Source organism: Echinimonas agarilytica, assembly GCF_023703465.1.
In the GTDB taxonomy this organism is placed as follows: domain Bacteria; phylum Pseudomonadota; class Gammaproteobacteria; order Enterobacterales; family Neiellaceae; genus Echinimonas; species Echinimonas agarilytica.
On record NZ_JAMQGP010000003.1, the window covers coordinates 195,360 to 208,592 of the forward strand.

9 protein-coding genes are annotated in these 13,233 nt (G+C 41.6%); 2 read left to right on the forward strand and 7 right to left on the reverse strand.

Going from position 1 to position 13,233, the window contains the following annotated elements; all coding sequences use genetic code 11:
- Positions 1-217: 217 nt before the first annotated feature.
- The gene (locus tag NAF29_RS08125; RefSeq protein WP_251261079.1) at positions 218-2,662 is read left to right on the forward strand and encodes an alpha-amylase family protein; all 2,445 of its coding nucleotides are present in this window, start codon (positions 218-220) and stop codon (positions 2,660-2,662) included.
- A gap of 136 nt (positions 2,663-2,798) precedes the next feature.
- On the opposite strand, the gene NAF29_RS08130 is transcribed toward NAF29_RS08125, so the two are convergent.
- Together NAF29_RS08130 and NAF29_RS08135 are read right to left on the reverse strand one after the other, a co-directional pair.
- Positions 2,799-3,269 (reverse strand): DUF2306 domain-containing protein, encoded by a 471-nt coding sequence (locus NAF29_RS08130; RefSeq protein WP_251261080.1) that lies wholly within the window; start codon positions 3,267-3,269, stop codon positions 2,799-2,801.
- 436 nt (positions 3,270-3,705) lie between these two features.
- Positions 3,706-5,154 carry a sulfatase-like hydrolase/transferase gene (locus tag NAF29_RS08135; protein WP_251261081.1) on the reverse strand — a complete coding sequence of 483 codons (1,449 nt, stop codon included), beginning with the start codon at positions 5,152-5,154 and terminating at the stop codon, positions 3,706-3,708.
- Positions 5,155-5,485: 331 nt separating this feature from the next.
- Here NAF29_RS08135 and NAF29_RS08140 point away from each other — a divergent pair, with 331 nt between their 5' ends.
- Entirely contained in the window at positions 5,486-6,952 is a 1,467-nt protein-coding gene (locus NAF29_RS08140; protein ID WP_251261082.1) for a hypothetical protein, read from the forward strand.
- Between the two features lie 208 nt (positions 6,953-7,160).
- On the opposite strand, the gene NAF29_RS08145 is transcribed toward NAF29_RS08140, so the two are convergent.
- The 5 genes from NAF29_RS08145 to NAF29_RS08165 form a co-directional block, all read right to left on the reverse strand.
- On the reverse strand, positions 7,161-8,990 hold the full coding sequence (locus NAF29_RS08145; protein WP_251261083.1) for a Gldg family protein: 1,830 nt from the start codon (positions 8,988-8,990) through the stop codon (positions 7,161-7,163).
- A gap of 8 nt (positions 8,991-8,998) precedes the next feature.
- Positions 8,999-9,751 (reverse strand): ABC transporter permease subunit, encoded by a 753-nt coding sequence (locus NAF29_RS08150; protein ID WP_251261084.1) that lies wholly within the window; start codon positions 9,749-9,751, stop codon positions 8,999-9,001.
- A complete protein-coding gene (locus tag NAF29_RS08155) occupies positions 9,748-10,725 on the reverse strand; it encodes an ABC transporter ATP-binding protein (RefSeq protein WP_251261085.1) in 978 nt (325 codons plus the stop codon). The genes NAF29_RS08150 and NAF29_RS08155 overlap by 4 nt, the downstream gene beginning before the upstream one ends.
- Before the next feature lie 131 nt (positions 10,726-10,856).
- A complete protein-coding gene (locus NAF29_RS08160) occupies positions 10,857-11,972 on the reverse strand; it encodes a hypothetical protein (RefSeq protein ID WP_251261086.1) in 1,116 nt (371 codons plus the stop codon).
- Positions 11,969-13,141, reverse strand: coding sequence for a DUF4340 domain-containing protein (locus NAF29_RS08165; RefSeq protein ID WP_251261087.1), 1,173 nt, complete (start codon positions 13,139-13,141; stop codon positions 11,969-11,971). Before NAF29_RS08165 ends, NAF29_RS08160 begins: the two co-directional genes overlap by 4 nt.
- Positions 13,142-13,233 lie beyond the last annotated feature (92 nt).

Consider the following 13,233-nt stretch of genomic DNA (forward strand, 5'->3'; position numbering starts at 1 on the left):
ACGATGCCGCGCTATAAGTTGTCGACTACAATTCAAAAATTCAAATTGATTTTGGCTTGCGTTGATTCATCACAATTCAATTGTTATCGAGATGAATCTCACTTGTTAAACATATGATGTTTGACATCGTGATATGTTGAAGTATATTGGCGGTCACAACATATAAAAACAACCATTGTAGTGTTGCGGATCAACACTATATGAAGCGGGTGAAATCATGAAACGACTATTCTTAACAGCATCAATAGCGTCTGCATTGTTGCTTACGACGGGCTGCAACGAGAAGGCAACGGAACAACAAAGTACACCGCAGGTGCAAGCTGAAGTTGCTCAAGATAGTGCTATTGCAATGGGCGCATTGGAAACTCAAGCGCGTCAGAAATTAGCCACACTTGAAGGTATGATGGACGAAGCTCGAACGAAAGAAATTGATGTGGCCCGCGAAGAAACCATAGTGTGGTTCTCGGAACAGTTTTTAAAATTTGCCAACTGGGATGAAGCCAACCCAGAGACGATTGCAAAAGCATTTAGCTATGAGCGTTATTATGCCAATGACAAAGATAAATTAGCCGCAGAACTACCCGATTTTGAACGCCGAAAAGTGATCGAAATCCTCGACAAAGGTATTGATGTTTTAGGTCAAGAACTTCGAGGAGAAATCAAACGTCGCCCCGTCAATAAAGTAGATTGGCAAGGCACTAAAGCTGGCGACAACATGTTTATCAGCAACGGTAAACCTATTTTCCCATACGACTATTTTTCTAAAACAGTGGGCCAGCCACTGACCAATACAGATATTTATAACGACCACTTGGGGGCCCTTTACCATGGCGGCGAAAACCTCTACCCGGTCGACCATGATCGTGCGATTAATTCGTTCTTGTTGAAAGAAGACGGTACGTTTGATGAAGAACTGATGAAAGAACTCACAAGTATTCCAGATACTAATATTGGTTTTTTAGTGTATTGGATTATGGGGATTCCGGAATGGGTTGAACAACAAGAGCCAGAAGTGCGCAAAGGGCGTTCTCTATTCACTGGCTTTGATGTTGATAATCCGTTAGCTCGCGATTTGTGGGCCAAAATTATTCGCAGAACGGGTGAGCTCACGAAGGGCAAAAAAGTCACTGAGCTTGGTTTTGTTTTGGCGAACGAACCGCATTGGTTTTCTGAAAAAGACCACTGGACTTATCGTTTTGAAGAAATGAACTCGATTTCTTCATACACATTGAACAAGTTCCGTAATTGGTTGAATGCTAAGTACAGCGGCGACATTGCGGTACTGAACGCCAACTGGAACACTGAATACACTGAATTTGCTCAAGTCGAGATCGAAATCCCACTGGATACTGCCTATAAAGGCCAACCGATTTGGTACGACTGGATGCGCTACAACATGGACCGCGGTACTGATTGGTTTAAATTTATGCAAGACAACTTGCATGCGGTGAATCCAGAAGCTGCGACTCACATTAAAGTCATGCCGCGCATGTTTATGGATGACTCGCGTTCCGGTGGTATCGATACAGAAGCTTTGGCCGAACTCACTACAATGGTTGGTCATGATGCCAAATCATTTGGTAGTAAGAATATTCGCCCGGGCAAATCGTCTGAGTGGATTGAAAAATATGCGTACCACTGGGGAATCGTAGCCATGTTTCATGACTTCATGGAATCGGTTGCTCCAGACAAGATCAACGTGAACTCAGAGTCACACTTTTTATCGTCGGGCCAATGGCGCGATCTAGATACACGAACAAGCTACGTTCGCAGTGTTTATTGGTTGGCAACCTTGTTGGGAATGGACGCGAACATGGGTTGGTTCTGGGCCCGTGACCCAGATGGTTCACCGGAAGACCGTTTAGAAGGCGAATTAGACTTCTTTGATCCTGGTTTGGGAGGCGCGTATGCCGGTTCCAACAATATGCAGCCGCATGTGACCAATGAAGTCACGCAGGTCATGTACGACTTGAACAGTTTCTCAGAAGAGATTGTTGAACTGCGCGAACAGCGTCGTCCAATTCGCTTGTTCTATTCAGAAACAACAGCGATCAACATTGATGACTACATGACCCAAGGTTACAAGCTATACGAAACGCTTTTCTTCGAAGGCACTCCGCTAGGCTTTGTGACTAAGAACATCATTGAAAAGCAGAATAACGATCTTTGGGACACTGTGGTTGTATACCGCAACGCATACGTCACTGATGAAGAGTTCGCAACACTGCAAGGTTATCTAAACAATGGCGGCACCGTCATTCTAGATTCTGAGAAAAGCTTATCTCTGAATGAATACGGTCAGAAACGCGCTGACAAGCTAACTGCTGCGAAAGGCAAATTGATTGTGCTGGAAACAGACGACATCGAGAAGATCAAACAAGCAGCAGTGGCCGAAGTGAAGTCAACGAGCCTGTCGGGCGTAACTCTCAAAGAAGACAATGGCCAACCACACAAAACCACTACGTGGCGCGCAGTGAAACAAGCCGATGGCCGCTACTTGGTGAATATTCTTAATTTCGGCCACAACACGGCCAAATTGGAACTGGCACTGAACACAGGTCAAGCGTTCAGTATGATTGACTTGATGACACGTAACCCCGTTGAGTCAAGCTTTGAACTTGAATCTGAAGGCGTATTGTTGATTGAATTAACGCCTAGATAAACACCATCTCCCCCCCGCTAAAAAGCACCGGTCTGTTTCAGTCGGTGCTTTTTTTTGCGTGTTGAGCAAAGAGAAGAACAACCAAGCGTAAGAAGTGTAACAAAGGGGTGTGAAATCTAGTGCCTGTTGAGTTCAGTTATGGCATTGGAGTGGGGCGCTTACCACGTACATATCGAGATTGGTACTTGGGTAATAAATATAAACCAGCACCTATGAGGCTGAGCATCAGCGCTGTATCTAAGTGAGGAACTTTGCTTTGTAAAAATACTGCCAACGGTACGTGAACGAATATTTCACTGATCGTGGCACAAAGAAGACCGATATATGACCAGCATATAAAAAAATAATGCGCATTCAAGTTCTTGTAACGTATTGCTACGTAACCGGCAACCAAGGGAGCTAAACTAGCAATAGCCATCCAATGAAAAACGCCCCAGCCTCCAAATAGCTTATATATGCCAAACGAGGTCACATTAAGCGCCAGCATACATATGAAATAAACTCGTCCCAAAAGCCGATGGCTCGAGTTTCCCTTTCTTTTAAGCAAGACGATAAAGCCACTAACGAGAGAAGCGAATCCGAAAAATACGTGCAATACTTCAATCATCTGTCCCTCTCATGAGACTTTTTTCTAATTGACCTAGAAACACAGATAGCTGACTAAAAGTGCGATGAAGCAGAGCCGACCAAACTGCAAGTTCAACAATGAGCTTGTTGTTCGAATTCTAAGTTTCATAGAAAAGTATCATAGAAATAAATAGCTAAAAAACTTATCAGCCTTTTTTTTGAAGGTATTAAATGAATACATGCCCAATATGACCTGCGCCATGAGTAGGTTTACTGAATCAAAATTCGTACATGACTGCCTTTAGCCTCATACTCATTGGTTTTAAGTGTCGAGGCTGATAAGTGTAGTACTATTGTTGGTAATAGGGTTTAAATTGTGCATATTTAATAAAAACAAATGTTTAATAGTGCTTCTGGTCATTGCTAATGATTGACCAGGGTAGGTTTGTATATGTATAGCCCAAAATAAAATAAGGCTAACGTTTGCTAGGCAGTTTTGAGTTGTGCGCTACGTCTTGCCACCATGCCAACAATTGACTTTTCATTTCTTCAACTTTTTTGGGGTGTTGGTTGGCTAGATTGTGTTGCTCAGATTTATCCTCAACCAAGTTGTACAGCTCTACATGAGTCGCATCTACACTCATAAGTAGCTTCCAATCACCATCTCTCATTGCCAAAGGAGGACTCACATGACTCGCTTTACCGGGTTTGATGCTCCCTTTAACGCCATATTCCCAAAACAATGGTTGGTTTCGACTGATTTTTTTACCTAAAAAAGTAGACGACATATCTTTGCCATCTACTGATACATTTTGAGGTAATTCAAGGTCAAGTAACCCTGCTAGACTGGGGAGAATATCAATGGCCGATAAAATAGATGTATTATTCTCAGTTTTAGGTTTTATTTGAGCAGGCCAGCGGATTATGAATGGCATTCGAGTTCCTCCTTCATATAAACTCCACTTACGACCTCTATAAGGCCCAGTAAAGCCAGGTGGTTCAATATTTTCATCGTAGTATCTTTTCCAATCGGTTGGGCCGTTATCACTGGTGAGCATGACAACCGTATTATCTGACAATTTTAATGCACCTAATGCATCGAGTAATCGACCAATTTGATTATCCATCTCATCTAATACTGCAAAAAATTTTGCATCATACTCATGTCGACCTTGTCCTTTCCATTTGGCTAATTGAAGCGATGATGGGTTATGTCCGTCATGAACATCGTTTGGGAACAAATTGAGTAAAAAAGGTTTATCTTTATTTTTGATGATAAATCTAATCGCGTAGTCAATGTACGTTTCTGTTGTTTTGTGCTTTGGAAGGTCCAAAATTTCACCTTGACCATGCTGCCAACTTAACGTTTGATTGCCCGTTTTACTCCATAGAATTCGGTCTCCTAGCCCCTCAAAAGAAACGAGTGATTCATCATAGCCATATGATTGAGGTAACGGTGCATTATTCACATCTCTTCCACCTCCAATATGCCATTTCCCATAGTGCGCGGTGACATAGCCTGAACTTTTAAGCAGTTTTGCATAAGTAAAATATTCAGCTGATAGGAAGTCTGGCATTTGACGGCTCTTGTTGTGTTTTCGTGTACTTAAGAACGAATGAATACCAGAACGTTGAGGGTATAAGCCAGTTTTAAGGGCGACTCGAGAAGCTGAACAAATAGGTGAGTTAACGTAAAAGTTTGTAAACTTTAATCCTTCTTCTGCAAGCCTATCTATATTTGGTGTTTTTAATTTTTGGTTGCCAAATGCGCTAATGTCGGCGAACCCCATGTCATCGATGAAAATAAAAATAACATTAGGTTTATCTGTATTTGATATGTCCGAATGAACGTTTTTTTTTAATTTTTCGGCTGAAGAACAAGTTGACAAAGTAGAAATAATTACTGTGAGCCATATGAATTTCATGTTGTGGGTAATTAATTATTAATTTTCATGTTTCTCTATTTTAATTGAGATAAGGCAGTGTTAGTACCTTTTTTGTGAATGTTAGGTTGATGATTTTATCAGGAAAAACTTATGCGTTTAAATTGAGACTTGAGTCCAGAACGTGTTCCGTAGTTTGAAGTACGATCCTGAAAATCGCTGGAGAGATAGTGGTTCCTCTATTAATGGAAGTTGGTATTTATTAAATGCGATTTTTGTTAGTGGTTTAAATCAATTTATATATTAAATAAGATGTCTTTATTTGTGTTGGTAATGTCTGAACATTTAAAGTTAACAATAAAAGGATACAAAAATGACTCTGTTACAAAGGTTAATTATTTTTTCTTTGTTTTTCTCTGTAAAGTCTTTTGCCGTAAATGTCGTGTGGGAAAACGAAAATATTGGCTCTTACTGGATCAACGAAGAAGGTACTTACACCATTAAAGGAACTGTAAAAGGCCTCATTCGAATTGGTTCGGGGGTTAAAGGCCCTGTTATAATTCAGGGCGAAGGAAAAAATGTCAGCACATTGAAAGACATTGATCAAGATGACGGCACCATTTATGTCATACACAATGGCTATGGAGGTAAAGACGTTACAGTCAGAAATTTGCGTATTGAATATGGTCTTGCTGGCCATAAAGGTGTCAACATCATGGGTAACGGCAATAAATTAATTAATGTTGATGTTGTTAGCTGTAGTGATAGAAGTAATTGTGCAGGGCATATCCGCGTTGGAGATGATGGTGTCATGGACGGTGTTTATGCGAACATTGTTGATGACACATTTAAAGTAAGTGATCCAGGTGCAACTGTTCAAAACTCTACAGCCGTAATGAAAGGTAATGGCTCTGCAATTACGCTTGATTGGGGCGGTGCTAATACGCCACGACACTACGCAAAAAATATCATTGTAAAAGGTAGAACTGATCTTCACCCAAGCCAAAGTGATCAAGTTCTCTATACTCCTGATGGACGGCTTTACGCAAACCATGCCGCGATGTCGGTTCAAACAAAGCATAATATAAGCGAAATTCACTACACTGACATTCGAGTTGAAGATGGACCTAACTTCGCTTTTATCGCACGCATAACTAATGGCGGTACAGGCACAATTGATAATGTATGGATGACTGGCGAGCTGCCAGATGGAGCCACCAAAAAAACTAAAGATGGCAATACTTATAGCCCAATTGTGATCAACGCAGGAGATGGTGTCATCAAAAACGTTACCATCGATATGAGAGGCAAGCTAAGTAACCCTTCTATGCATTATCTTGCAGGTGAGTTAAAGAACGTATGGATTGATGGAGTTGTCTACAACGGTTACTACCCTGGCGCATACGGTAATAATGTGTCTCACACAATAAATGAAAATGCTCGCTACGTGCTACTTCGCAACAAACATAGCGGCCTTAATTTAAAAGCAGATGACGCTGCTGGTGCACTTAGCATGTCTTCGAATACTTCAGGTAACTCTCGTTGGCGTATGGTACCAACAAGTAGCGGTTGGTTTTATTTAGAAAGTAAAGGCAAAAGCAATGAAAGGTTGAAGAACGTAGACGGTGCGAAGTCTTGGGATCTCACCAATAATACTGGGTTCGCTGTTCAATGGCGTTTAGTGCCATCAGGGGAAGAGGGGTGGTATTTCCTTGAGAATCGAAGCCATTTTGAAAACCTAAAAGTAATTGATTCAAGCCCTAACTTGGATTTAACCAATGATACTGGCGACAGAGTACGCTGGCGTGTTATTGCCACTCCTGCGAAATCGAACTTGTAACAATCATAGTTGTATTTGTGATTGAACCATTGATAAGCGGCACCGATTTTCTAGGCGCCGCTTATCTATTCATTAACTTGATGAACGGTATGTTCAGGAGTCTGGGAGCAGACACTTTCCACGGCTAAAACCTACAGCCACGCTTTCGGTTTACCTGCCAACCCTAAATCGGGTCCTCCGTATACAGAGAAATGTAGTGGCCTACTTACTATCTCGGCCTAGTTTTGTAGTGCCTAAACGACAACATCACACATCCAAATAACATCACCAGAATAGGCGAAAAAAGTAAGTTGAACCCAATTACCTTATTACGTATCTGATCAATATCTTGCCGCAGATCTCGACGCATGATCCGAGCTTCTGTCTGTGTCGCCTTTAATTGTGCCGCGAGATCGTTAATTCTCGCTTTAGTTTCACGACTTCGTACAGGTTCATCCAATGTATTGGAAAATGTGTTTTTGGCGTTACTCAACTCTCTATCTAGCCTCTCAGAGAGCTGATCGAGCCTTTTAAGATGCTCGTCATAATTCACTTCTGTTTTGCGTTCAAGTTCAATCATTTTCGTCAGAGGCCTTGAGCGGCGGGTTTTCGAACGAGCATCAATTAAATCCAAGTTCCCAACTAGGTAATCAACGCTATTCAAAACCAAGCTTACATTGTCATTTTCTGGGTAAAAAACATGTCGCCTTTGTACTTGCATGCTTTGCCCAGCAAATGGGTCTGAAGCAAAATCACTATCTCCTAAAAGGAAAATTTGAGAGGGTTGAGTACCAGCCTCAAGTTTTCCGCTGACCAGGGATGGAAACTCCCCTTCAAGGATAAGCGCGAGATCATAATGAGAGTCGTCAGCCTTGAAGGTCCTTAACAATTTTTCCGACTCATACTTTCCTGCATCCATAACCTGAGTGATAGGTGAAGTCATCGAGTCTCGTGTTGATTGTGCCAATACCGTTTTCTTGATGCCACTTCGAGGATCACCCGAAAAGTATCCGCTTGAGGCAAAAACCAATTTACTCATCTGCTTAGTAATTGGATGCTCTTGGTTAATAGAGTTTTGATCTAAAGTTAAGATGAAGTTGAGTTGTTCAGGTCCTTGCCCACGATTCAGTGACGTTTTTAACTGCATATCAAGAACTGTATCTGTCACGCTAAATGATACACCTGTAGCTCTTTCAAGTGCTGGCCAGGATGAAGAGACCGTTTCTGTTACATATCCTTGGCCATAAAACATGAATGAAAACGCAAGGGGATCTTGCATCACAATCATTTTCCCTCCGCGCTGTATGAACTGATCAATGGCAGTTTCAAAACCCTCAGCTAAATCCATTGGATGCATTAGCATGAGCACATCTACATCCTTTGTGATCTCTAATTCAAGGCCGCTAAGGTGTGTAATGTCGTAACTACTGTTAAGTTCTTTAATTAAGCTCCATTCTGGAAGCTTCATCTCACTTCCTTCATAGACCCCCAACGCAGGCACGTTGGAGTATATTGCCACCCGCTTACGATTAAATAGCGTAACCTCTTTAAGTTTACGGATAACATCGTACTCCAGCGTATTCTCTCTATTTAGATCTAAAAATGGTAAGACTCGCTTCTGATCAAGGCAATTGATTGAAAGCCCCATAAACCCTTCAATTCCGGGAGCTACTGAGTGAGGCTGAATGCCATCAAGCTCAGCAGAAACTGCCGCATCCGAGTCAGGCTCAGGATCGTACTGAATAACTTTGACTTTACCTGCACTCACTTGTTCAAGTTGAGCTAGAAAATCATTCACTCGCTCAGCGTAATTCCTCAATACAAAAGGCAGAATGTTATCGGATTTATTAACGTAATACCGGATAGTGACTTCCCTATCTAGGTTTTCTAGCACCTCAATTGAGCCCGTTGATAGGGTGTAAATTTGATCTGCAGTAAGATCGACTCTGGATGATATTTTTTTCAGTGGAAAAGCGACCAACATTAGAGCAATAAATAGCAGCAGTAAGGTTAATGCTGGTGGAATAGCGTTGATGGTCCTAATAATTTGCTTGTACATTTGAAGTCCTACCCCTGCTTCCAACGAAGAATCTGGTAATTAGCCAACAGCGCAAAAGTGGTTAATACCGTAAAATAGCCCACGGCTTGAGTCGCCAGTAGGCCTCGCCGGAACATCGCAAAATATTGAGCAATACCTGTTGCGGCAATACTTTCGACTAACCAGCGCTGTTCAGGAAATGATCGAACTAAAACTTCGCCAACCTCCTTTGAGCCAATTAACACCAACATTACGCAAAGTGCCGCACCAAAGATAAAAGCAATTACAGGGCTTCTAGTTAAAGCCGAGCAACAGCAAGATAATGCTAAAAAAGAGGCTCCAAGTAATACACTACCCAAATAGCCCGTAACAATAGGGCCATAATCAGGGTCTCCGAGGTACTCAACAGTGAGCACACTTGTTCCGGTTAACAATAATGTAACCAGTAAAGGTACCAATGCAGCCAAGTACTTAGCTAACACTAACTGGCCTAAAGAGACAGGGTGAGTGAGCAGCAATTCGATAGTCCCTTGGCGGTTTTCTTCAGTCCATACGCGCATACCAATAGCTGGTACTAAAAATGCGTATAACCATGGATGCCATTTAAAAAATGCATATGCTAACGTTGCTTCTCCAGCTTCAAAAAAACCGCTTTGAACAAAAGTTAATAGGGAAGAGATGATCAAGAAGATAAAAATGAATACATATGCAATCGGAGCATGAAAGTATCCGCCAACCTCTCGCCCAACAATTGCCCACATCACTGACAGAAAATCTTTCATAGCTCATCTCCTCGGCAGTGCGTTCCATATGAAGTCATGGTTCTAAATGCCAACTCCAAGCTCCCCTGATCTTGTCTTAGCTGTAATAGCTTCATTTTCTCTTCAACAACCAGTTGAACAACACGATGAGTTAAATCTTCTATCCCACTTAGTGTTTTATCTATCACTTTCACCCTAAGCTCATTTGAGTTCATTTCACTCATCTCGACAGCTGAAACCCCAGCCAAGATCTTCAACTTTTCTCTAAATGTCCTAAATTGCTCCACATAATCGAATCCAACCTGTAACAGTAAGTCTCCAGCTTCAGGTGTTTGAGATCTCAGTTCGGCTAAGGTGCCCGTAAACAGCTTTTTGCCCCGATCGAGCAAAAGCACATCAGTACAAACAGCATTCACCTCATCAAGAATATGAGTAGAAAGAATGATGGTTTTGTTGTGGCGAAATTCATTGATCAAGTCTCTGATTTCTTGTTTTTGGTTAGGATCGAGTCCATCCGTTGGCTCATCAAAAATGATGATGGGTGGATCGTGTAATATGCTTTGTGCTAAACAGACACGATGGCGATAGCCTTTCGATAGAGTATCGATTGCCTGATGGCGAACGCTCTGGAGAAAGCAAAGGTCAACGGCTCGATCGATTGCCTGGGTCCGTTCTCGCCCATGCAGACCGCGAACACCTGATAAATAACCCAAAAAGCCTTCCACAGACATATCTTCAAATAGTGGAGCACTTTCTGGAAGGTATCCAAGTAATCGCTTAGCTTTTTTGGGGTGTTGCCATACATCAATTCCCCCTAACGAGATGGATCCCGAGCTTGGCCGCAGAAATCCAGTAATCATTCTCATCGCAGTAGACTTACCTGCGCCATTGGGACCAATCAGCCCTAATACTTGGCCTTTCGATAAGGAGAATGAGAGGTTATTCACCGCTTTTTTGGCGCCGAATGTTCGGTTGAGCTGTTTTACTTGAATCATAGTTATGTAGCGCTTTAATTTATAAGTTATTATTGATGGCGTTATTTGAAATGAGCTGATGGAGTGCCTTAGGTAAGTTAGCGACACAGAGCTTCAAGCTCATTTCATCCACTTTGCTTAACGAAATTGGATTAGGAACCTCCATCTTGCCATTCAAAATCTTCTGGTCTTGTCGGAGTATTTTGTCGAAGATGGTCACTCCTACGAGACATTTCGTTTAGTAGTTGCTCTCGCTGTTCGAGATCTCCTAGGTCGGCACTTTCTAGCCAATCCTCAAAGCCCTCCTTATCATTCAACATAAACGTGGCACCTACCGAAATAACCGCATTCGTGCGCCTGCTCTCATCGACAACTTTATTCGCCCACTCCATCGCAACGAAACCATCATTTTTCGACGCATACTCAACGGCATAAACCTCAAGAGCATTGTCAGCACGAGCATCTCCTGGCTCCAGTGTGTGGTAAAATTGAGGAATATCTTCTGGCTTTACTACAGCCCAATGAGATAAAGCATTGGTCAACATTTGATTACGACGAGCATCGTCTTCAGGAAGATTCTTGATATAGTCGACTACTTCATAGGCTGAATCACCGGCCATCTCCTGTTTATAAAAATGATAAAGAAGAGTAGAGTTATTAAAACTCGGATTATCACGTACCCACGCTAATAGCTCTCCTCTGTTCTCTTCTGCCCAATCATTAAAGACATAACGTCCAGTTTCCTGAATTGAACCAGAGGTATCCATTGACGACAGCAATTCCATACGTTCAGGCCCGGTATAATATTGTTGAAGATGCTCTGCAACTACTTGATAAGGCAATTCAATATTATATTCCAAATTATGGCTTTCTAGTTTCTCCATAGTCCTTAGCGCTTGGAATATATCTTTCTCCAATAACTCCATCATCATCCGATCAACTTCCTTTTCATCACCAGCCTCAAAGGCTTCAATCATCCTAAGATAATCATCATCGATCAACCCAGGGTCAATGCCATGTAATTCAACCAGATTATTAATACGCTCTGATAGAGTATTATCTTGGATATGATTTCCCGATGTATGTCCGTTTTCTTTCTTATGAACATGCACAAAAACTTCTGGATGTGAAGAGAACTCCTTTTCATCTAAGCTGGTCAACTCAGCTTGTTCACGCTCCACCTCTGAGCCAACAAGCAAAACAACCAAGCCTCCCACAACTACTATTGCAGCCCCTAACCCTAATAATTTCTTGTCAATTAGCATCATGACTTACTCTTTTCTAAGTGAGGTCTCTTAGAGTTTTCCTCTGAAATATTGAACAAATTTAAGATCAACAACAGCGACTTCTCATCAATTAAGAATCCACGTTGCGCCCCTCCTTTAAAAGGCCCCATTTGTGTATCTGAAATCTGAATTGAATCTGGAACATGAATTCTGATAGTAACAGCCAGATAATCAGCATTATCAGCTATTGGCTTACTGGTGAGAGTAAGAACCGCATCAGTCAATGCGTTAGCCGGATCATGCTCTTTAGAGAGGCTTGTCTTATTTCCAATTTCAAAATCATGAATTGTCCCATCAAAATCTTCAACTCGAAATCTACGGTGATTCGACGTTCTCATTACCTCCGTTAGCGAATGACTAGGTAATACATCTGAAATATATCCTCCTTCAAAAAACATGCTAAGATTTTTAAGGAATTCAGAATCTGCCTTAAATTCTTTTAACGATCCTTCTCCCATCACTTTTCCAAATCTTGAGTTGCGATACAGGGCCCACTCATCACCTTTGTCTGAATACCCTGAAATTCTCTTAAATGCTTGAATAGGTACAACCCCTTTATTAATCCATTTTCGGGTCATTGGGACTGCTCTCATTAAGCTAGAAGAAGTTAGGAAAACTCTTTCTTCCTCACCTAAAATACGTACATATCGTCTCGCCGAAGCACGTTCACCCACGATTGAAATAAGTGGCTTGTTATCTGGGAAATCAAATTTACCCAAGATGAAAGATTGTTTGTAACCCCCTGATAAAGAAGATATTTCTACCTTTACTGCAGATGTGTTTTGATTCTCATCAGACAAAGGGTCAGCAAGCATTAGCCGAGAAAGATCATCATCAGCAACCTCAACCTCTTGGCCTCTCTGAGCTTCTTCAAGATCAGCAAGAAACCACTGTACCTTGCTTTGAAAGGCCGGATAGTCTACTGGATCCCCTACATTCCAAATTACGCCATCACGATTTAAAAAGACTGTTTCATGAATATTTGAAAGAACTATTTTATCAATATCATTAACATCCAGATCTGGAAATAATAAGCCATCGTACTCTTGAACAGGTGGATTAGAATCTTCCGAGTAACCTAGACCAAAGAGTAATGCAACCACAATCAGAATTGTGGCAATCACAGTCACATGGTAAATTGAAATTTTCATAAAATATCAGAGCGCATAATTATTTTAACTGCTAGCAAACAACACTATTTTGCTATGTAAGATTAAGTAAATGAAGTGAAGCCTGAAGGCCT

Coding starts and splice junctions, on each gene's coding strand:
- NAF29_RS08125 (WP_251261079.1), top strand. CDS start 218: ATGAAACGACTATTCTTAACAGCATCAATAGCGTCTGCATTGTTGCTT.
- NAF29_RS08130 (WP_251261080.1), bottom strand. CDS start 3,269: ATGATTGAAGTATTGCACGTATTTTTCGGATTCGCTTCTCTCGTTAGT.
- NAF29_RS08135 (WP_251261081.1), bottom strand. CDS start 5,154: ATGAAATTCATATGGCTCACAGTAATTATTTCTACTTTGTCAACTTGT.
- NAF29_RS08140 (WP_251261082.1), top strand. CDS start 5,486: ATGACTCTGTTACAAAGGTTAATTATTTTTTCTTTGTTTTTCTCTGTA.
- NAF29_RS08145 (WP_251261083.1), bottom strand. CDS start 8,990: ATGTACAAGCAAATTATTAGGACCATCAACGCTATTCCACCAGCATTA.
- NAF29_RS08150 (WP_251261084.1), bottom strand. CDS start 9,751: ATGAAAGATTTTCTGTCAGTGATGTGGGCAATTGTTGGGCGAGAGGTT.
- NAF29_RS08155 (WP_251261085.1), bottom strand. CDS start 10,725: ATGATTCAAGTAAAACAGCTCAACCGAACATTCGGCGCCAAAAAAGCG.
- NAF29_RS08160 (WP_251261086.1), bottom strand. CDS start 11,972: ATGATGCTAATTGACAAGAAATTATTAGGGTTAGGGGCTGCAATAGTA.
- NAF29_RS08165 (WP_251261087.1), bottom strand. CDS start 13,141: ATGAAAATTTCAATTTACCATGTGACTGTGATTGCCACAATTCTGATT.